Source organism: Microbacterium sp. EB106-03-03-XG65 (genome assembly GCF_058791955.1).
The window spans coordinates 1,449,769-1,470,513 of sequence record NZ_JBYTEB010000001.1 but is presented as its reverse complement, the minus strand read 5'-3'; the positions used below and the strand labels follow the sequence as shown (position 1 = coordinate 1,470,513).

Annotated in this window: 18 protein-coding genes; 6 read left to right on the top strand and 12 right to left on the bottom strand. The window is 68.4% G+C overall.

Annotated elements, in window-relative coordinates; all coding sequences use genetic code 11:
* Nucleotides 1-58 precede the first annotated feature (58 nt).
* Complete coding sequence (locus tag AC3WS6_RS06910; protein ID WP_492500306.1) at nt 59-901, top strand: MerR family transcriptional regulator; 843 nt, start codon at nt 59-61, stop codon at nt 899-901.
* Here AC3WS6_RS06910 and AC3WS6_RS06905 read toward each other — a convergent pair.
* From AC3WS6_RS06905 to AC3WS6_RS06870, 8 genes are all read right to left on the bottom strand, one after another.
* On the bottom strand, nt 898-1,701 hold the full coding sequence (locus tag AC3WS6_RS06905; RefSeq protein WP_492500305.1) for a hypothetical protein: 804 nt from the start codon (nt 1,699-1,701) through the stop codon (nt 898-900). The genes AC3WS6_RS06910 and AC3WS6_RS06905 overlap by 4 nt on opposite strands.
* 120 nt (nt 1,702-1,821) lie before the next feature.
* Nucleotides 1,822-3,636, bottom strand: a complete 1,815-nt coding sequence (locus AC3WS6_RS06900) for an ABC transporter ATP-binding protein (protein WP_492500304.1) — start codon at nt 3,634-3,636, stop codon at nt 1,822-1,824.
* Nucleotides 3,633-5,582: an ABC transporter ATP-binding protein gene (locus AC3WS6_RS06895; protein ID WP_492500303.1), complete on the bottom strand. Its 1,950-nt coding sequence runs from the start codon at nt 5,580-5,582 to the stop codon at nt 3,633-3,635. Before AC3WS6_RS06895 ends, AC3WS6_RS06900 begins: the two co-directional genes overlap by 4 nt.
* Nucleotides 5,583-5,890: 308 nt before the next feature.
* Nucleotides 5,891-6,388: a methylated-DNA--[protein]-cysteine S-methyltransferase gene (locus AC3WS6_RS06890; protein WP_492500302.1), complete on the bottom strand. Its 498-nt coding sequence runs from the start codon at nt 6,386-6,388 to the stop codon at nt 5,891-5,893.
* Nucleotides 6,385-7,890, bottom strand: coding sequence for a DNA-3-methyladenine glycosylase 2 family protein (locus AC3WS6_RS06885; protein WP_492500301.1), 1,506 nt, complete (start codon nt 7,888-7,890; stop codon nt 6,385-6,387). The genes AC3WS6_RS06890 and AC3WS6_RS06885 overlap by 4 nt, the downstream gene beginning before the upstream one ends.
* 100 nt (nt 7,891-7,990) lie before the next feature.
* Nucleotides 7,991-9,598, bottom strand: a complete 1,608-nt coding sequence (gene purH / locus AC3WS6_RS06880; RefSeq protein WP_492500300.1) for a bifunctional phosphoribosylaminoimidazolecarboxamide formyltransferase/IMP cyclohydrolase — start codon at nt 9,596-9,598, stop codon at nt 7,991-7,993.
* A 40-nt stretch (nt 9,599-9,638) separates the two neighbouring features.
* A complete protein-coding gene (purN, locus tag AC3WS6_RS06875; RefSeq protein WP_492500299.1) occupies nt 9,639-10,226 on the bottom strand; it encodes a phosphoribosylglycinamide formyltransferase in 588 nt (195 codons plus the stop codon).
* Nucleotides 10,227-10,269: 43 nt separating this feature from the next.
* Nucleotides 10,270-11,574, bottom strand: a complete 1,305-nt coding sequence (locus AC3WS6_RS06870; protein ID WP_492500298.1) for a cell division protein PerM — start codon at nt 11,572-11,574, stop codon at nt 10,270-10,272.
* A 93-nt stretch (nt 11,575-11,667) separates the two neighbouring features.
* Between AC3WS6_RS06870 and AC3WS6_RS06865 the strand changes: the two genes are divergently transcribed.
* Both AC3WS6_RS06865 and AC3WS6_RS06860 read left to right on the top strand, forming a co-directional pair.
* A complete protein-coding gene (locus tag AC3WS6_RS06865) occupies nt 11,668-13,086 on the top strand; it encodes an NCS2 family permease (protein WP_492500297.1) in 1,419 nt (472 codons plus the stop codon).
* A 122-nt stretch (nt 13,087-13,208) separates the two neighbouring features.
* Nucleotides 13,209-13,898 (top strand): homocysteine S-methyltransferase family protein, encoded by a 690-nt coding sequence (locus AC3WS6_RS06860; RefSeq protein ID WP_492500296.1) that lies wholly within the window; start codon nt 13,209-13,211, stop codon nt 13,896-13,898.
* Between the two features lie 27 nt (nt 13,899-13,925).
* Here AC3WS6_RS06860 and AC3WS6_RS06855 read toward each other — a convergent pair whose 3' ends face one another.
* The 3 genes from AC3WS6_RS06855 to sucC all read right to left on the bottom strand — a co-directional run bounded on the left by AC3WS6_RS06855 (nt 13,926) and on the right by sucC (nt 16,563).
* Nucleotides 13,926-14,303 carry a hypothetical protein gene (locus AC3WS6_RS06855; RefSeq protein ID WP_492500295.1) on the bottom strand — a complete coding sequence of 126 codons (378 nt, stop codon included), beginning with the start codon at nt 14,301-14,303 and terminating at the stop codon, nt 13,926-13,928.
* Nucleotides 14,304-14,466: 163 nt separating this feature from the next.
* A complete protein-coding gene (sucD, locus tag AC3WS6_RS06850; RefSeq protein ID WP_492500294.1) occupies nt 14,467-15,369 on the bottom strand; it encodes a succinate--CoA ligase subunit alpha in 903 nt (300 codons plus the stop codon).
* A 27-nt stretch (nt 15,370-15,396) separates the two neighbouring features.
* Nucleotides 15,397-16,563 carry an ADP-forming succinate--CoA ligase subunit beta gene (sucC, locus tag AC3WS6_RS06845; protein ID WP_492500293.1) on the bottom strand — a complete coding sequence of 389 codons (1,167 nt, stop codon included), beginning with the start codon at nt 16,561-16,563 and terminating at the stop codon, nt 15,397-15,399.
* A 186-nt stretch (nt 16,564-16,749) separates the two neighbouring features.
* Here sucC and AC3WS6_RS06840 point away from each other — a divergent pair, with 186 nt between their 5' ends.
* Entirely contained in the window at nt 16,750-17,412 is a 663-nt protein-coding gene (locus AC3WS6_RS06840; protein ID WP_492500292.1) for a TetR/AcrR family transcriptional regulator, read from the top strand.
* Between the two features lie 82 nt (nt 17,413-17,494).
* Nucleotides 17,495-18,730, top strand: a complete 1,236-nt coding sequence (locus tag AC3WS6_RS06835) for an acyl-CoA dehydrogenase family protein (RefSeq protein ID WP_492500291.1) — start codon at nt 17,495-17,497, stop codon at nt 18,728-18,730.
* A gap of 17 nt (nt 18,731-18,747) precedes the next feature.
* Here AC3WS6_RS06835 and AC3WS6_RS06830 read toward each other — a convergent pair whose 3' ends face one another.
* Nucleotides 18,748-19,644, bottom strand: coding sequence for a helix-turn-helix transcriptional regulator (locus AC3WS6_RS06830; protein ID WP_492501461.1), 897 nt, complete (start codon nt 19,642-19,644; stop codon nt 18,748-18,750).
* Nucleotides 19,645-19,775: 131 nt separating this feature from the next.
* On the opposite strand from AC3WS6_RS06830, the gene AC3WS6_RS06825 reads away from it, so the two are divergent.
* Nucleotides 19,776-20,717: an SDR family oxidoreductase gene (locus tag AC3WS6_RS06825; protein ID WP_492500290.1), complete on the top strand. Its 942-nt coding sequence runs from the start codon at nt 19,776-19,778 to the stop codon at nt 20,715-20,717.
* Nucleotides 20,718-20,745 lie beyond the last annotated feature (28 nt).

Sequence of the window (20,745 nt, the reverse complement as noted above, 5' to 3'; positions counted from 1 at the left end):
CGAGCATCTTCTGGCACAGTGTTGACTCTGACACCATGTCAGACAGCACGATGGTGTCATGGCCGAGACCACGAATCTCATGACGATCGGCCGGTTCAGCTCGCTGAGCCGGCTGTCGGTGCGCATGCTGCGCCACTACGACTCCCACGGGGTCCTGGTGCCCGCTGACATCGACCCGGCCAGCGGGTACCGGCGCTACGCCGACTATCAGCTGAACGACGCAGCCGACATCCGCAATCTGCGTGATGTCGGCTTCGGCGTCTCCGCCATCGGAATCCTCCTCGCTGCCCGCGGCACCGCGGCGTGGACTCAGGCGCTGCGACTGCAGCACCTGAGCCTCGTCGAGGAGCAGCACGCAGCCCAGGGACGGGTATCACTCATCACCCGACTACTCGATCAAGGAGACAACACCATGTCGATGACCCTGAACCGCACGACCATTCCCGCGATGACCGTCGTGTCACTCCGAGGCACCGTCCCGACGTACTCGCACGAAGCGCTGCTGTGGGAGAGGATGATGCCGCTGCTCGCCTCGGCATCCATCGATCCCATCGGCCCCTGCGGCGTGATCGAACATGATGACCAGTACACCGAGACCGATGTCGATCTCTCGATCTTCCTCCCGGTCGCCGCAGACACGTCCGTCGTCGCGCCGTTGGAGATCCTTCATCTGCCGGAACGCGACTGCCTGGTCGCCGAAGTACGCGGCTCATACGACCAGATCAGTGCAGCGCACGACCTCATCAACGAGCGCATCGTCTCGGACGGCCTGCGGGTGAGCGGCGCAGACTCGGTCGAGGGCAAAGCGTTCAACATCTACCTGACCACCCCGGATGAGGTGAGCGAAGACGAACTCGTGACTCTCGTGCACGAGCCGCTCGCGCCGGTCGAGGGCAGCTAGCGGCGGTCGGGCTTCTTGCGGTCGTTCCACGCGGCGAACGCGGATGCTGCCGCGTCCGCCGCGCGGTCGATCGCCTCGGTCGACCGCGTGATGAGGTCGTGCGCGGCATCCTGCCAGGCCGAGGACGCCTGCGGCGCCTCGCCGGCCTGCACCCTCGCCGCATACTCGGCCGCTTCGAAGGCGCGCTCGAGATCCGCGACGGCATCACGGTAGGCGGCGAAGTCCGGAGCGCTCACGCGACCCGTGGCGGCCCTGCGGGTCTCGACGGCATGCGCCGCCGCGCGGAGGTACTCCGCCGTGGCCGGTTGCTTGACATCGGTCATCGCCGGATACGCGATCTGCAGCCCGGGGTCGGTCTCGTAGTGCATCCAGCGCACCACGATCGCCTCGTGCTGAGCCTGCAGTCGCTCGAGCGGGCGCGGCGCTGAAGCCGGGGGGATCGCTGCACGGGCCGCGTTGAGTCGTACCTGCTTGGCGCGGACGTCGGCTGCCGCAGCCTTGGCGTCGTTCTCCTTGGCGCGCAGCATCCTCTTGGCGCCTGCGACCTGTTCGGGCGTGGCACGACGCGCGCTGCGTTCCGCAGAGATGCGCGTGACGTCGGCTCTGGCGAGCTTGACCGCCATACGTCGTTCGGCGACGGTCTGCTGCGCCGCCCTGAGGTCGTGTCGTGCCGCGTCGAACTCGAGTCGACGCCCGCTCCTCGTGCTGCGACGGCGCAGTCCGACCGCGCCCGCGACAGCCCCGCCGGCGGCGACGGGCGCGATCCACCACAACTCGACGGCGAGCATGAGCGGATCCATACTTCGATGCTACCCACGCCGGCCGTGCTCCGCTCCGCCCCGGCGCAGAACGACCGAGGCCACGACCGATGATCGGTCGTGGCCTCGGTCCTCAGGCGGTCGGCTCGCACGCCGAGCGGCTCAGACCAGGGTCTCCTGCCACGCGGCGTGCAACTGTGCGAACTTGCCCGTTCCACTGATCAGCGTCTCGGGGGTGTCATCCTCGATGATCCTGCCGTGCTCCATCACGAGCACCCGATCGGCGATCGCGACCGTCGAGAGACGGTGCGCGATGATGATCGCGGTGCGATCCTTCAGAAGGGTCTGCAGGGCGTCCTGGATGAGCCGCTCCGAGGGGATGTCGAGCGACGCCGTGGCCTCGTCGAGGATCAGCACCGCCGGATCCGCGAGGAAGGCACGCGCGAACGAGATCAGCTGGCGCTGCCCCGCCGACACGCGACCACCGCGCTTGTTCACATCGGTGCCGTAGCCGTCGGGCAGTGAGGAGATGAAGTCGTCGGCGCCGACCGCGCGCGCCGCCGCCCTGATCTCGTCGAGCGACGCCTCGGGCTTTCCGAGGGCGATGTTGTCGGCCACCGTTCCGCTGAACAGGTAGGCCTCCTGCGTCACCATGACGATCGCGCGACGGAGATCCTTCGGGTGCAGGGTGCGCAGATCCACCCCGTCGAGGGTCACCGCTCCCGCCGACGGGTCGTAGAAGCGCGAGATCAGCTTGGCCAGGGTCGACTTGCCGGCCCCAGTCGTCCCGACGAGAGCGATCGTCTGGCCTGCGGGGATGTCGAGCGAGAAGTTCGGCAGGATCGTCTTGTCGCCGTTGTAACCGAAGGTCACCTCGTCGAATTCGATGTGCCCGCGCGACTCCCACAGGTCGACCGGCTTCTCGGGATCCGGCACCGTCGGCACCTCTTCGAGAACACCCGACACCTTCTCGAGCGCCGCCGTGGCCGACTGGTACGAGTTGAGGAACATCGCGATCTCCTGCATGGGCGCGAAGAAGTTGCGCACGTACAGCACTGCCGACAGCAGCACACCGACGGTGAGAGCCCCCTCCGACACGCGGATGCCGCCCCACAGCACGACGATCCCGAGCACGAGCGCCGCAACCCCCATCAGGCCGGGCTCGAACGTGCCGAACAGCAGCATCGAACGACGGTTCACGTCGCGGTAATCGCCAGCGATCTTCTGGAATGCCGCGTCGTTCCGAGGCTCCTTACGGAATGCCTTCACCGCGCGAATCCCGGTCATGGTCTCGACGAACTGCACGATCACCTTGGCGCTGATCACCCGGGACTCGCGGTAGACGAGCTGCGAGCGCGAATAGAACCAGCGCATCAGGAAGAACAGCGGGATGCCGCCGATCGCCAGGATGAGCCCCGACTGCCAGTCCCACACGCACAGCGCGATGAACGTGAACAGTCCGAACAGCACGCCCGAGACGAGCTCGTTCAGCCCCCCGTCGAGGAGTTCCTTGATCGAGTCGAGGTCGCTCGTCTGTCGGGAGATGATGCGTCCCGAGGTGTAGGACTCGTGGAATTCGAGGCTCAGGCGCTGGGTGTGCAGGAAGATCCGCTTGCGGAGATCCAGAAGCACGGCCTGGGTGAGCTTGGCCGCGATGATCACGTACCAGGCGATCATCGCCGCAGCAACGGCACCCGCGAGCAGGTAGACGCCGCCGATCATGAAGGTCGGCATCCAGTCGGCCCGGTCGAGCACCGCGGGCAGAGCCCGGTCGATGCCGATGCTGATCAGGATGGGGCCCGCGACCTGCAGCGCCGTCGATATCACCAGCACGACCGCCGCCAGCACGATCCGCGGCTTCAGCGGTCGTACGAGCGAACCCAGCAGGCGCAGAGAACGACGCCGGATGGCGCGGCTCTCCTCCTTGGTGTAGCTGGAGCGGTCCTCATCCTGTGTTCCGGTGATGGCGGAGCTCATCGCTGCACCTCCCTCTCTCCGTCGATATGTGCGGGTGCGCCAGCCGGTTCATCCTCGGCGGCGGCGCGGAGTCCTTCCCGCACCGTCGCGTCGATCTCATCCTCGTCGTCGCGGATGATCGGGATGGCTCCGGTGCGAGCAGCCTCCTCGGCCTCGAGGCTCGAGATGACGTGGCGATAGTGACGGCTCGTCTTGAGCAGCTCGCTGTGGGTTCCGACCGCCGTGACCCGTCCCGCCTCGAGAAGGGCCACGCGGTCGGCGAGAGCCACGGTCGACGGGCGGTGCGCGACGATCATGGCCGTGGTGTCGGCCAGCACATGACGCAGCGCCTCTTCGACGAGCGCCTCCGTGTCGACGTCGAGCGCCGAGAGAGGATCGTCGAGCACGAGCACCTTGGGAGCCGCCGCGACGGCCCGAGCGAGCGCCAGACGCTGACGTTGACCACCCGAGAGGCTCAGCCCCTCTTCGCCGATGATCGTCTCGACACCGTCGGGGAGCGAGTCCACGAATGCCGCCTGCGCGACGCCGAGCGCCTCCCGCAGCACACGCTCGGCCTCGTCGCTGTGCACGTCGAGGTCGGCTCGGCCGAGCAGCACGTTCTCGCGCACGGTCGCCGAGAACAGCGTCGCGTCTTCGAAGGCCATGGCGATGTGCTGCCGCAGCTCTGCCAGCGGCAGGTCACGCACATCCACGCCGTCCAGCGTCACTCGTCCGCTCGTGACGTCGTACAGGCGCGTGGGCAGGGTGGTCAGAGTGGTCTTGCCGCTGCCGGTCAGCCCGACCAGCGCCATGGTCTCACCGGGTCGCAGCACCAGGTCGATGCCGTCGAGCAGGTCGCGCTCGTTCGCGCCGGCATCCTGATAGCGGAAGTGCGCGCCCTCGAAGGCGAGCTCGCCGCGCGGCTCCGTGATGTGCACGGGGTTCTCCGGGTCGGTGATCGAGTTGGTCTCCGAGTAGATGTCGAACACGCGATCGGTCGCGGTTCGCGCGTCGAGCATGAAGGAGAACAGGAAGCCGATCGACTCGATCGGCCAACGCAGCACGACGGCCATTGCGAAGAAGGCGAAGAGCTCCGCCTGATCGATCTCACCCTGCGAGATCAGCCAGATGCCCGAGATCAGGCTGAGCCCGAACGCGATCTGCGGCATGAGATCGAGCCAGAACCAGATCGACGCGATCGCACCGGCCTTGCTCATCTCGGTCTCGCGCAGCGTCTCGGCCTGACGGCTGAAGCGGCTCAGTGCGTGTTTGCCTCTGCCGAAGGCCTTCAGCACGCGGATGCCGTGCACGCTCTCCTCGACGCTCGTGGCGAGATCGCCGGCCTGATCCTGGCTGCGACGTGTGAGCGCGCCGTACCGCTTCTCGAAGATGTAGCCGCGGATCCACAGCGGGATCGCGGTGACGATGAAGATGACGCCCAGCAGCCAGTGCCAGCGGAACAGCAGCACCGATCCGATGATGATGGTCAGGACGTTGACGACGAGCAGCACGAGTCCGAACGCCAGCCACCGGCGGATGAGCCCGATGTCCTGCATCATGCGGCTCAGCAGCTGCCCCGACTGCCAGCGGTCGTGGAACGACACCGGCAGCGTCTGCAGTCGGGAGTAGAGCTCGGTGCGCATCTTGTATTCGACCTGCGTCGCGGGATTCAGCACGAACTGCCGACGCAGCCAGACCATGAGCGCCTCACCGAGGGCGAGGCCGAAGACGGCGAGCGCTCCCCAGGCGATGGCCTCGATCGCGCCGGTCTGCACGGGGCCGCGGATGATCTGCTCGAGGACGATGGGGATCATCAGCGCGATGATCGCCGCGACGAGCGCACTCGCGGCACCGCCGGCGAGTCGCCAGATGACGGGCTTGACGAAGGGCTTGAGGCGCCACAGCGCGGCGGGTGTGGAGAGGGAGGAAGACGGGGAGGCGTTCTGCGATGAAGGCGAGGAAGACATGTCTCTCAGACGAGTTTCGTATGGAATGCGGTTACCGAGTGACGGATGCGGGAACGGAGTCGAACTCCGGCATCCGGTGCGAAGACGTGTGGGGGCTCTAGCCGAGCGGGCGCGCCGGGGTCGAGCCGAGAGCGATGATCTGCGCAGTGGCGATCGAAGTCATGGTGTCCTCCTCAGGGGCTCGGCGGTGTCGTCCGGTCGGCGCGACAGCCCTCCAGCCTATTCCTGTGAACCAGCTGAGCACAAGAGAGATTCCCGATTCGGCGAGACCGGCGAGATCTCGCAGCCGTCGGGCCGGGTTCGCGGAGTCAGACCCGCTCCGCTTCGCGCCCCAGCAGCCTCTCCTTGACCTCGAGCCCCCAGGCGAATCCGCCGAGCGTGCCGTCCGAACGCAGCACGCGGTGGCACGGCACGAACAGCGCCGGCGCATTGCGCGCGCAGATCGACGCTGCCGCACGCACGGCTCGCGGATTGCCGAGGCGCGCGGCGAACGACGTGTATGTCAGCGGCTCCCCCGGCGCGATCCCGCGCAGCGCCGACCATCCGGCGAGCTGCAACGCCGTGCCCTTCTGGCTCACCTCGACCTCGTCGATCGCCGACAGGTCTCCGGCATAGAACGCCCGCACGGCCACCGCGGCCTCGATCTCGCCCTCCTCGATCTTCGTCGGCTGCGACGCCGGGGAGAGACGCCCCACGATCGTCGAGTGATCGGCGGTCCACCCCGAGGCGAGCACTCGCTGCCGATCGTCGGTGAGGATCGTGAACGGCCCGTCGGGTGTGTCGAGGGTCTGGATGAGTGCGGTCATGAGGTCTTCTCCCGAGCTGTCGTCGCGGTCACGGTCACGGTCTTCTTCGCCCTGGTCGGCCGCACCGGTGCGGCGTTCCAGAGGTGCGCGCTCAGATAGCTGCGCCAGGGGGCAGCGCGCTCCGCCCAGGCGACCAGCGGTGCGGGATCCCCGGGGAGTCCGGTGGCTGCGGCTCCGGCGCGCAGAGCGACATCGCCCGGGAGCAGGATGTCGGGATCGCCCAGCACGCGCATCCGCACGTAGTCGGCCGTCCAGGGGCCGATGCCGGGCATCGCGAGCAGCGCCGCACGCTGCTCCGCTCCGTCGTCGCCGACCGTGAGCGGGAGCAACCCGTCGGCGAGGGCGCCGGCTGCGCCGACGATCGCACGGATGCGAGCCGCCGGCCCGCGCAGCACCGCGGAGCCGTGCTCCGCGATCGCCGACATCGTCGGGAACAGCAGTCCGTGCTCGGTGCGCTCCCCCAGGGCCTCGGTCAGCGCGCTGAGAGCCGTGCGAGCCGCGACGACGGTGATCTGCTGTCCGATCATCGCGCGGATCAGCATCTCGTGCGGGTCGGCAGAGCCCGGCACGCGGATGCCCGGCGTGCGGGATATGAGCGGAGCGATCTCGGGATGGGCACTCAACGCCTCGTCGATCGCGAGCGGATCGGCATCGAGGTCGAAGATCCGCCGCACCGTGGCGACCAGCGGAGCGAGGTCGCCGAGCTGGGCCACTCGCGCGCGCAGGTGGAGTCGGGCAGCGGAATCCTGACTCACCTCGAACCAGGCGGGCCCGCCGGCCATGCGCAGGTGCCGAGAGAACGAGGTGGCCGAGGCTTCTTCGACCCCCGAGACCGCGCGCGCGGCCATCCAGCGGAAGACTCCCGCCACGTCGAGAGGTGCACGGTACGGGAGCACGAGGTCGATCGCGCCCACGACGACCGACGACGGCGCGCGCCGGCGGGCCCGGATCTCGCCCGGAGTCAGATCGAAGACCTCGCGAATCGTGTCGTTGCACTGCCTGATGCTCGCGAACCCGGCCGAGAACGCGACGTCGGAGATCGGCATATCGGTGCCGACGAGCAGCATCCGCGCCGTGTGGGCGCGATGGGCTCTGGCGAGAGCGAGGGGTCCTGCCCCCAGCTCGGCTGCGAGAAGCCTCGTCAGGTGCCGCGTGGAGTATCCGAGTCGTGCTGCGAGTCCCGGCACCCCCTCGCGCTCGACGACTCCCGACGCGATCAGACGCATCGCCCTGGCCGCGACGTCGCTGCGCAGATCCCACGCGGGCGACCCAGGGGCGGCCTCCGGCAGGCAGCGCTTGCATGCTCGGTAGCCGGCCTCATGCGCTGCGGCGCTGGTGGGATAGAAGGTGACGTTCTGCGGCTTCGGCGTGCGCGCAGGGCAGCTCGGACGGCAGTAGATGCCGGTCGAGCGCACGGCCGTCACGAACTGCCCGTCGAACCGGGTGTCCCGCGCGTTGATCGCACGGTACCGCTCGTCGAAGTCGGTCACGGGGAGGCTCATGCCTCCACTCTGTCACGAGCCTGCGACACCGACTGGCGGAAATCAGACACGGCTGTGGGGACCGCGCCCGCAGCCACTCTCTGCAGCGCGCGGCGGGCGATCAGTGGAAGAAGTGGCGCTCTCCGGTGAAGAACATCGTGACGCCGGCCTTGCGCGCCGCATCCACGACCTCTTCATCGCGCACGGAACCGCCGGGCTGCACGATCGCCGTCACGCCGGCATCGATGAGCACCTGGGCGCCGTCCGCGAACGGGAAGAACGCGTCGGAGGCTGCGACCGAGCCTGCGGCGCGGTCGCCGGCCCGCTCGACCGCGAGGCGGCACGAATCGACGCGGTTGACCTGACCCATGCCGACGCCCACCGTGGCGTTGTCCTTCGCGAGCACGATCGCGTTCGACTTGACGGCGCGGCAGGCCTTCCACGCGAAGATGAGGTTCTCCATCTCTTCGTCGCTCGGGCGCTCGCCCGACACGAGCTCCCAGTTCTTCGCGACCGACACGATGTCGTCGGGGAAACGGTCGGCGTCCTGCAGCAGCAACCCGCCCGAGACCAGACGCACGTCCATGCGCTCCTGCTGCCAGTCCTGCGGCAGCTGCAGCAGGCGCAGGTTCTTCTTCGCCTTGAAGACCTCGAGCGCAGCCGGCTCGAACGACGGCGCGACGATGACCTCGGTGAAGATGTCCTTGAGGTTCTCAGCCATCTTGAGCGTGACGGTGCCGTTCGCGGCGATCACTCCCCCATAGGCCGACACCGGATCGCACTCGTGCGCGCGGATGTGCGCGCTCGCGATGGGGTCGAGGGCGTTGGGCGCCGTGGTCGCGATTCCGCACGGGTTCGCGTGCTTGATGATCGCGACGGCGGGCTTGACCATGTCGTAGGCGGCGCGCAGCGCGGCATCCGCATCGACGTAGTTGTTGTACGACATCTCCTTGCCCTGCAGCTGAGTCGCCTGGGCGATGCCGTGGCCGCCGACGCGGGTGTAGATCGCGCCACGCTGGTGCGAGTTCTCGCCGTAGCGCAGCGTCGCCAGACGCTCGGCCTCGATCGTCAGGTGGGCGGGGAGGTCATCGCCATCACCCAGCGTGCCCTCGGCGAACCAGGCGGCGACCGCGGTGTCGTACGCGGCCGTGTGGGCGAATGCGCGCGCGGCGAGCTCACGCCGCTGCGTGAGGGTGGTGCCGCCGTTCTCGATCGCGCTGATGATGCCCGGGTACGACTGGGGCGACACGACGATCGCGACGTTGGCGTGGTTCTTCGCCGCGGCACGCACCATCGCAGGGCCGCCGATGTCGATCTGCTCGACCACATCGTCGCCCTCCGCGCCCGAGGCGACCGTCTCGACGAACGGATAGAGGTTCACGACGACGAGCTCGAACGGCTCGATGTCGAGGTCGGCGAGCTGGCGCTCGTGGTCTTCGAGACGCAGATCCGCGAGCAGACCTCCGTGGATCTTCGGGTGCAGCGTCTTGACGCGGCCGTCGAGCATCTCGGCGACGCCCGTGACGGCGGCGACGTCGGTCACCTCGAATCCGGCGTCGCGGATGGTCGACGCGGTCGAGCCGGTCGAGACGATCTGCACGCCGGCGTCGGAGAGCGCCTTCGCGAGCACGAGCAGATCGGTCTTGTCGCTGACCGAGACGAGTGCGCGACGCACAGTGACGGTGTCGCGATCGCGGTACAGCGAGTGGTCGTGGCGGGGGCCTGCCATGATGGGCTCCTTCGTACGAGAGTGACGTGCGTGGATGGGTTCAGGATGCTGCGGACAGCGGCAGCTCGCCGGTCGCGATGCGGCGCACCACGTCGATGAGCAGTCGGCGTTCGACGGGCTTGATGCGCTCGTGCAGGGTGTGCTCGGTGTCGCCATCGAGAACCGGCACCCGCTCCTGCGCCAGGATCGGCCCGGTGTCGACGCCGTCGTCGACGACGATCACGCTGGCGCCGGTCTCGGAGACGCCGGCGGCCAGCGCATCGCGGACGCCGTGCGCTCCGGGGAACTCGGGGAGGTACGCGGGGTGCGTGTTGATCAGGCGCGGTGAGAGATCTGCGACGAGACCGGCGGGCAGCAGCCGCATCAGGCCGCTGAGCACGACGAGGTCGGCGTTCCAGACGGCCAGCTGGCGGCCGAGCTCTTCGCCCCATGCCTCGCGGGACTCGTGCTGGTGCCACGGAACCGTGAAGCTCGGAATGCCGAACTCCTCGGCATGCGCCAGCCCATCGGCTTCGCGGTCGGCACCGACGACCACCACCCGCGCAGGAAAATCGGGGTGACGAGCGGCCTCGAGGAGGGCGCGAAGGTTCGAGCCGGTGCCCGAGATGAGAACGGCGACCGTGAGCACGCGCCCAGTCTACCGGGGCGCGTGACCCGCCCCGACCGACGTGTCAGTCGCGCGGATCCTCGGGGTCGCGATGCGCAGACGGGGGCGTCGCGAGCTCGGATGCAGACATCTCGGCGATCCAGCGATCGGTGCGCTCCTCGGCGAGCTCATCGCGATTGCGCGGCGAGAGCAGAAGAATCGCGGCGCCCAGAAGCACCTCACCCCCGAGAGCCAGTGCGAACGGCAGCGCGGAGGGCCCCGCCTCTGCCAGTCGACCGGGTCCCAGCGATCCGCCCGCCAGGAGAGCGGCCACGGCTGCCACGCCCGCAGTGAGTGCGCCGATGGCGAGTGCGATCACCGCGCGCGGCGCGGTGCCGAGAGGCGTGCCCTCCCACACGAGACGCGAGCGCACCGCCCACCCCGCGAATGCGCCGGCCCCGATCGGGATGATCACCACGATCAGCATCCAGATCGACGAGTTCTCGGGAAGCAGCCCGAGCACGGGGATCCCCGGGACGACGCCGAGCTGGGTTCCCGCAGGCGACACCGCGGTGCCGACTCCGACCGAGAATCCCGGCCCTGCCAGCCACGAGGCGGTCCACACCAGCAGAGTGGGGAGGTACGCCAGATGCCCCAGAGTGATGACGGTCGCGCCGAGCGCATCCACACGCGCTGCCTGGAACAGTGCGACGACCTCGCCACCGCGAGCGATCGTCATGATCGCCACTGCGACGCCTGAGACGGCTGTCACTGCCAGCACCGCGAACGCGGCACCGCGCACTGCGGCTGCCGGCACCGGACTCCAGTCACCCCAGGAGTCCATCAGGTCGTGCAGCCGATCGATGAGACCGCCGTCGCCGTCGTCCCAGACCGCCCTCACCGCCCCGCACAGCGCACCGACCAGGTACACGGCGACGGGGAGGATGATCGCCTGCACGATGGGTACCTGGGCGGCGTCGAGGTGCGAGGTGAACGCGACGAGCGTGCTGATCGCCGCAAAGGCCACGGTTCCCGCCAGTGTGCCCAGCATCCATGCGCCGGCGCGGGCCGCCCGCGCTCCCGATCGCGCGGCGAAGAGCAGGGTGAAGACCAGCAGCGCCAGCGGCGTGACAGAGAGCGTGAACGCGGCGGCATCGGGCGCGACCCCTGCCGCGCGCAAGACCTCGGTCGGTATCTCGACGCTCACGGGTGCCCCGTGACCGAACTGCCACAGCGTGCCGGTGAGGGGCCACAGCGCACCCCAGTCGGCCGTCGCGCCGAACGCGAGCGTCCACAGCAGGGTCAGCGGAGCCAGGAGTACGACGAGACCCACCGCCGCGGCGATGGCAGCATCGAAGGCGGCGAGGAGCGCGACGAGGAGGCGTTGCATATCGCTTTCGAGACTACGGCGTGAAGGCCGTGGGAGCCCTGGGGACGCGCGCGGTGCGGGCGACACGATATCGTCTCCTGCGGAGGTTCCCCGATGTCAACTGCCCCGTCCCCCACCCGCTCCCCGGCCGCGCCCGCGAACGCGCTGGACCGCTTCTTCGAGATCAGCAAGCGCGGATCCACGATCGGCACCGAGATCCGAGGCGGTCTGGTGACGTTCGTCACGATGGCCTACATCGTGATCCTCAACCCGATCATCCTGTCGACGCCCGACGTCAACGGCGTCGAACTCGCCGGATCCGCCGTGGCCGCTGCCACCGCGCTGACCGCCGGTGTCATGACGATCCTCTTCGGCCTGATCACCCGCCTGCCGTTCGCCTTCGCGGCCGGTCTCGGCATCAACGCCTTCATCGCGTTCTCGGTCGTCGGCACGGTGAGCTGGCCCGAGGCCATGGCTCTCGTGATGATCAACGGTGTGATCATCGTGCTCCTGGCCGCCACGGGATTGCGGAAGATGATCTTCGACGCCGTGCCCGTGCAGCTCAAGCTCGCGATCACGGTCGGTATCGGCCTGTTCATCGCGTTCATCGGATTCGTCAATGCCGGCTTCGTCACCGCCACCGGCAACGCGTCTCCCCCCGTCGATCTCGGCATCGGCGGCTCCGTCGCCTCGATCCCGACCCTGCTGTTCGTGATCACGCTGCTGCTCGGCGGCGTGCTCACCGCGCTGCGGGTGAAGGGGGCGATCCTGATCGCGCTCGTGGGTGGAACCGTGCTCGGTGCGATCGCCAACCTGATCTGGCCGTTCGGCCTCGACTTCGGTTTCACCGGGGCGATCGTCGGCCTCCCCGACCTCAGCCTCATCGGTCAGGTCGACTTCGGCTTCGACCTGCAGAAGGTCAGCGTCGTCGCCCTCGTGATGTTCGTCTTCACGCTGCTGTTCTCGAACTTCTTCGACGCGATGGGCACCATGACGGGCCTCGCGAAGGAGGCCGACCTCGCCGACGAGAAGGGCGACTTCCCGCGCATCAAGTCGGCTCTGGTGGTCGAGGGCATCGGTGCGATCGCCGGTGGTGGCACATCATCGTCGTCGGCCACGGTGTTCGTCGAGTCCGGAGCCGGCATCGGCGAGGGCGCGCGCACCGGATTCGCGACCGTGATCACGGGCGCGATGTTCCTCATCGCGATGTTCTTCACCCCGCTGACCTCGCTCGTGCCGGGCGCTGTCGCAGCGGCCGCTCTCGTGCTCGTCGGCGCACTCATGCTCGCTCAGATCAAGAACATCGACCTCAGCGATTTCCGCGTGCTGTTGCCGGTGTTCCTCACGGCGACCGTGATGCCGATGACCTATTCGATCGCCAACGGCATCGGCGCGGGCTTCATCAGCTGGATCGTGGTGAACGCGTTCTCCGGCAGGGCCAAGACCATCCACCCGCTTCTCTGGGCGGTCGGCGTGGGGTTCGTCATCTTCTTCGCTCGAGGACCCATCGAAGCACTGTTCGGCGTCGTCTGAGCGACGACCGAACGACGGAGGGGCGGATGCGAATCGCATCCGCCCCTCCGTCGTGTGCGGGATTCGTGGCGCCGTCCGTCGCGCAGTGCTAGACCGGAAGCACCCGAGGAGAGCAGGCGCCGATGTCCGTCCCCACCGCTCCTGTGCGATCCGTCACCGACGGCGGCCTGGAGACCGATCTGATCTTCCACCACGGCGTCGATCTTCCCGACTTCGCCGCTTTCGTGCTGGTCGATGACGACGATGGGCTCCGGACGCTGAGAGAGTATTACCGCGGGTACGTCGAGATCGCCAGAGTTCACCACGCTCCGCTGCGCCTCGAGACGCCGACGTGGCGCGCCAGCGCCGACTGGGGCGCCCGTCTCGGGTACGACGCCGAGGCGCTGCGTCGAGTCGACATCGCTGCGGTGAGGCTGCTGCAGCAGATCGCTGCCGAGTCCGGTCTGCCTGCGGTGCGGATCGTTGGCATGCTGGGTCCTCGCGGCGACGGCTACCGCTCAGGTGCCTGGGATCCCGTGACCGGACCCGACGACGCCTACCGCTATCACCTCAACTGCGCGCACCCGGATCACTTCGCGCGGGCGATCGATGAAGAGACGGCGTCACGGCTCATCGGCATCCGCCCCAACGCCTCCCGCCTCTCGCACGCCGAGCTGGACGAGTCGGAGACCCTCGACGATGGCGACCCCGAGGAACTGGCCACACGCGTGGCCGAGCTCCTCGAGCGGATGCCGTCGGTGCGCGTCATCGGCGGCTGCTGCGGAACCGATTCGCGACATATCGCGGCGATCTGGGAGCGCCTCGCGCAGTAGCGCTGACGCACTCCCCTTTTCTCGCGGTCAGCCGACCGGGCTCAGGCCGATGGGTGGTGGTGCGTCGAGGGCGAGCAGTCGACGCTGTCGCGAAAGCTGCATCTCGAGCACCCCGCTGCCGACGATGAACGGCAGCGGGGCCAGCAGCCAGACGGGGCCGTACCCGCCACTCGCGCTCATCATGATCGCCATGACCGCCCAGACCGCGGACAGGATCCAGAAGCCGGTCGTCACGAGTCGCCCTCTGCGGAGGATTCTGGTGCAGGTCTGGCGCGAGTCCGAACCGCCGCGTCCGCGCACCACGACCTCGTCACCCCAACCGCCTCCGTGCCACCAGCGGAGAAGGGAGGGCCTGAGCGAGACCTCGTACCAGCCCGCCGGCGGATTCGCCGGCGGTGTCAGCATGGCGTCGCCCGGCCTTCCGGATGCAGGAGCAGCGCACGGTTCTCTGTCGGATCGACCACAGCCAGGACCATACACGATGCGCTCCGAGATCATGCGCAGCAGGCGCTGAGCATGAAAGAAGGCCCCGGAGTGGAGTCCAGGGCCTTCTCTTCGAGTATAGCGCTCAGAGCGACTCGATCACCGCACGCATCAGAGCGGCGGTCTCGGACGGCGTCTTGCCGACCTTGACTCCGGCGGCCTCGAGGGCCTCCTTCTTCGCCTGGGCGGTGCCCGCAGAGCCCGAGACGATGGCGCCGGCGTGGCCCATGGTCTTGCCCTCGGGAGCCGTGAAGCCCGCGACGTAGCCGACGACCGGCTTGGTGACGTGCGCCTTGATGTAGTCGGCCGCGCGCTCTTCGGCGTCGCCGCCGATCTCGCCGATCATCACGATCGCCTTGGTCTCGGGGTCGGCCTCGAACGCGGCGAGCGCATCGATGTGCGTCGTGCCGATGACCGGGTCGCCGCCGATGCCGATGGCGGTCGAGAAGCCCAGGTCGCGCAGCTCGAACATCATCTGGTAGGTCAGGGTGCCCGACTTCGACACGAGGCCGATCGGGCCCTTGCCGGTGATGTTCGCCGGCGTGATGCCGACGAGCGCCTCACCGGGGGTGATGATGCCGGGGCAGTTCGGTCCGATGATGCGGGTCGTGTTGCCCTTGCTCTGCGCGTAGGCCCACGCCTCGGCCGAGTCGCCCACGGGGACGCCCTCGGTGATGACGACGAGCAGCGGGATCTCGGCGTCGATGGCCTCGATCATCGCATCCTTGGTGAATGCTCCCGGAACGAAGGCGATCGACACGTCTGCGCCGGTCTCCTTCATCGCTTCGGCGACCGAGCCGAAGACGGGCAGCTCGACGGCGTTGCCGTCCTTGTCGGTGTGCGAGACCGTGGTGCCGGCCTTGCGCGCGTTGACGCCACCGACGACCTGGGTGCCGGCCTTCAGCATGAGAGCCGTGTGCTTGGTGCCCTCGCCGCCGGTGATGCCCTGGACGATGACCTTGGAGTCCTTGTTGAGGTAGATCGACATTTCTCTAGTCCTTGTGTCTCTCTGCGATCAGGCGTTGGCGAGTTCGGCGGCCTTGTCGGCGCCCTCGTCCATGGTGCGTGCGAGGGTGACGAGCGGGTGCGCGTACTCGGCGAGGATCGCGCGACCCTCGTCGACGCGGTTGCCGTCGAGGCGCACGACGAGCGGCTTGGAGGCGGCGCTGCCGAGGGTCTCGAGGGCACCCTTGATGCCGTTGGCCACGGCGTCGCACGCCGTGATGCCGCCGAAGACGTTGACGAACACGCTCTTGACCTGCGGGTCTCCGAGGATGACGTCGAGGCCGGCTGCCATGACCTCTGCCGAGGCTCCGCCGCCGATGTCGAGGAAGTTGGCGGGCTTGACGCCGTTGTGGTTCTCGCCGGCGTAGGCGACGACGTCGAGCGTCGACATGACGAGTCCTGCGCCGTTGCCGATGATGCCGACCTCGCCGTCGAGCTTCACGTAGTTCAGGCCGCTCTTCTTGGCCTTGGCCTCGAGCGGGTCGGCTGCGTCCTTGTCTTCGAGCGCTTCGTGCTCGGGGTGACGGATCTCGGAGGCATTGTCATCGAGCGTGACCTTGCCGTCGAGCGCGATGATGTCGCCTTCTTCGGTGCGCACGAGCGGGTTGACCTCGACCAGCGTCGCGTCTTCGCCCTTGTAGACGTCGAACAGCTTGACGAACACGTCGGAGACCTTCTCGATGAGGTCCTCGGGGAAGTTGGCCGCGCGAGCGATCTCGACGGCCTTCTCCTTGTCGATACCCGTGAGCGGGTTGACCTCGACGCGTGCGAGAGCCTCGGGGCGCTCGACCGCGAGCTCCTCGATCTCCATGCCACCCTCGACCGAGCACAGGCTCAGGTAGGAGCGGTTGGCGCGGTCGAGCAGCACGGAGAAGTAGAACTCCTCGGCGATGCGCGCACCCTGCGCGACCATGACGCGCTTGACGGTGTGGCCCTTGATGTCGAGACCGAGGATCGCCTTCGCTGCCTCGTACGCCTCTTCGGGAGTCTTCGCGACCTTGACGCCGCCTGCCTTGCCACGACCACCGGTCTTCACCTGGGCCTTGACGACGACGACGCCGCCGATCTTCTCAGCGGCTGCCTTCACCTCCTCAGGGGTGTCGGCGACGATGCCGGCGAGGACCGGCACTCCGTACTTCTCGAAAACGTCTCGTGCCTGGTACTCGTACAGATCCACTGTGGTTCCTTCACTGGGCTGCTGTCTGGTAATTCTCTCGATGTCGAGACATCGACCAGTCGCCCAGCCTACTACCTCGAACTGAACGCTCCCGGCGGCTGTGGATGGTTCACGGGCCCGCCGAGCCGCTCGCGCGAGTGCGAAGTCCGGCGACATCTCCGCATTCGCGCGGTCTAGGCTCATCCCATGCACGAATCCGCAGAACTGCGCACCGGCGTCGTGGCCGCTGCGCTCGAGCTCTTCGCGTCGCAGGGCTTCGACCAGACCTCCGTCGAGCAGATCGCGAAGGCAGCCGGAGTCTCGCGCTCGACGTTCTTCCGTCAGTTCGGCGGCAAGGAAGACGTCGTGTTCGCCGATCACGAGGTGCTGCTGGAACAGCTGCGCTCGTTCCTCGCCGAGGGACACGACGACCCGTGGGGCGCGGTGTGCGCGGCATCCGAATCGGTCTTCAGCCATTTCGCGCACGACCCCGAGCTCGCCCGTCGTCGCTACCAGATCGTGCGTCAGGTGCCCGTCCTGCGCGAGCGCGAGATCATCACCGTGTTCCGGTATGAGCGGCTCTTCGACGACTACCTGCGCACCTCGCTCCCCGGTATCGATCCGCTCGATGCGGTCGGATTCTCCGCCGCCGTCACAGCGGTGCACAATCACGTGCTGCGGCAACTGCTGCGCGGCACGAAGAAGGTGCCGCTCGCGACGCTCCAGACGGCGCTCGCTGAGGTGCGGCGCCGCTACGGCGTGCCCTCGGACGTCGCGACCGATGCACCCGACGACATCGTGGTCGCCGTCTTCCCTCGTTCGATGCCGATCGCCGAGGTCACCAGACGGCTGCGTTCGCAGATCACCTGACCTGCCCCCGCGACGGCTCCGCCGCGCACTCCTGGAACTCAGTATCGGGTAGTACGATACCTAGTGCCACGAAGGAGTCTCCATGAGCGCTGCAGCTTCCCCGTTCCCCGGCGAGCGCGTCTCGTCGTACGACATCACCGGACGGCAGGACAGCGACTACTACGCCGTCTTCGCCGACATCCCCGACGCCGACCGCTCGGCGTGGGATCGTGCGCGGGCGTACATCGACGAAGTCGCGCCGCAGATGGCGGACGCCTGGGATCGTGCGGAGTATCCGCTCGACGCCGCGCGCCGCATGGGCGAGATGGACCTCGTGGTCGACGGAATCGAACACCCCTCGCTGACCCGCCTCTCGCCGCTGGCCGCCGGACTCGTCAACATGGAGATCTCCCGCGGCGACGGGTCGCTCGGCACGGTGCTCGCCGTACAGGGCGGACTCGCGCTGCGCACACTGGCGCTGTTCGGCTCGCCCGCACAGCAGGACAGATGGCTCACCTCCCTCGCCGACGGCTCGGTCTTCGGATCCTTCGCACTCACCGAGCCCGACCACGGCTCGGACTCGGTGTCACTCGAGACCGTGGCGCGGCGCGACGGCGACGAGTGGGTCATCCGCGGCGCGAAGAAGTGGATCGGCAACGGCGCCTCGGGAGGCATCACCTTCGTCTGGGCGCGCGTCGACGACGAGACCGCCGACGAGCACGGAGCCGTCCGCTGCTTCCTGGTCGAGCAGAGCGCCCCCGGATACACCGGCACCCCGATCCGCGGCAAGGCCTCGCTGCGCGCGATCCACCAGGCGCACATCGTGCTCGACGATGTGCGGGTGCCGCTGGATGCCGTGCTGCCCGGGACGAAGTCGTTCAAAGACGCGTCGGTCGTTCTCTACGCGACCCGGTCGGGGGTCGCCTGGTCGGCGCTGGGCCATGCCACCGCCTGCTACGAGGCCGCCCTCTCCTATTCGACGCAGCGCATGCAGTTCGGCAAGCCGCTCGCGAAGTTCCAGATGGTGCAGGAGCGTCTCACGCACATGCTCGAGGATCTCACCGCGATGCAGCTCTACTGCCGGCGCCTGGCAGACCTCGAGTCCGCGGGCGAGCTGCGTCCCACTCAGGCCTCACTCGCGAAGTTCCACAACACCCGCGCGGCGCGACGCGTGGCATCGATCGCTCGCGACCTGCTCGGCGGCAACGGGATCCTGCTCGAGAACGGCGTGATGCAGCACATGGCCGACATCGAGGCGATCCACACCTACGAGGGCACCGAGAGCGTGCAGGCCCTGCTGCTGGGACGCGACATCACGGGCATGAGCGCCTTCGCCTGAGCGACCGGAACGGATGCTCAGGTGTCGGACCGCTCCTCGGCACCGACAGCGCTGGACCCCACCGCCTCCGCAGGCGCGGCGAACCTCTGCCCGCCGATCACCGAGAGCAGCCGCAGCTTCTCCTGGCTCTCACTGCCCGGCGCCGCCGTGTACACGAGCATCGAGTGCGACTGCTCCGGGTCGACGAGCGTCTGACAGGCGAGCTCCAGACGACCCAGCTCCGGATGCAGGAAGTGCTTCGTCCGCGGCGGCTGCAGACCGACCTCGTGCTGCTCCCACAGGACGCGGAACTCCTCGCTGCGACCGCGCAGAAGATCCGCGAACCGCGCGGCACGCGAACCCGGTCCACGGCGCGCGGCAGCGCCGCGAAGCCCCGACACCCAGAGCCGCGCGAGGTACGGACGATCGGCCTCGTCGTACATCAGACGCGTCGCCGGATCGGTGAACCAGCGGTAACCGATACTGCGCTCCGGCCCCGTGAACCGGGTGAGGTCGCCCACGAGGGCAGCGCCGAGCGCGTTCTGACGCAGTGTCTCGCCGAGCTCCGTGACGATCTCCGCGGGAGTGTCCTGCAGACGGTCGAAGATCCGCAGCATCCCCGGGCTCACGTGATCGCTCTCCGATGCACGCGACGGCGGAGTGTGCCCCGCGAGCGCGAACAGATGGTCTCTCTCTGCCAGTGAGAGGTGGAGTCCCTGCGCGATCGCGGCAACCATCTGCTCCGACGGCTGCGGACCGCGCTCCTGTTCGAGGCGCGCGTAATAGTCGGTCGACATGTGGCACAGCGCGGCGGCCTCCTCGCGACGCAGACCGCTCGTGCGGCGGCGTGTCCCCCGGGGGAGCCCGACGTCCTCGGGCTGCAGAGCTTCGCGGCGTCCACGGATGAACGCGGCGAGCCCGCTCCTGTCGATGATCATGGTGTTCTCCCCATCACGTCGTCTCTCCGTTGTAGCACCTGACGGGTTCCGTATCCTCGGATCGACGATCCCTGGATGGACCCGCTCGGGAGCGAGAGCATCGATGCATCCGACGAACAGGAGAGACCATGCCTCGGAGAGACGACGATCTGACGATTCGGCCACTGACCGGTGAGCGGGCGGTGATCACGGGAGCGAGCGACGGCATCGGCGTCGGCATCGCCGCCCGGCTCGCAGCGGCGGGTGCCGACGTGGTGCTCCCGGTGCGCAGCCGGCAGAAGGGGGCGGCGGTGGTCGACCGCATCCGCCGAGAGACACCCGATGCGCGGGTGTCGCTGAGGGACCTCGACCTCGCCTCCCTCGAGTCCGTCTCGGCGTTCTCGGAGAGCCTGCGCGAAGAGGGCATGCCCGTCAGCATCCTGATCGGCAATGCCGGGGTCATGACGCCGCCCGACCGCCGCACCACCGTCGACGGCTTCGAGCTCCAGTTCGGCGCGAACCACCTCGGACACTTCGCCCTGGTCGGTGGGCTGCTGCCGCTTCTCATCGAGGGGAAGGCGAGGGTCGTCTCGCAGATCAGCATCGCCGCGAACAGCGGCGCGATCAATTGGGACGACCTGCAGTGGGAGCGCTCGTACGACGGGATGCGCGCCTACAGCCAGTCGAAGATCGCGTTCGGCCTCTTCGGGCTCGAGCTCGAGCGGCGAAGCAGGGCGCAGGGGTGGGGAATCACGAGCATGCTGTCGCATCCCGGCGTCGCCCCGACCAACCTGCTGGCCGCTCAGCCCGATCTCGGACGTTCCGCTCCCACATCGAGCCGGAGGGTGATCGACGCCCTGTCGCGCCGCGGGATCCTGGTGGGCACACCGGAGTCGGCGGGCCTTCCCGCGCTCTATGCGGCCACCTCACCGGATGCGGTCGGCGGAGGCTTCTACGGCCCTTCGGGACTCGGCCATCTGGGCGGGCGGCCTGGCACACAGAGGCTCTACTCGCGGCTCCGCGACGATGCCGCGGCCGGTCGCATCTGGCGGGTCTCCGAAGAGCTCACCGGGGTGGGCTTCGCCGTCTGACTCGCGGCGTCGCCGGAACCGGCGTCGC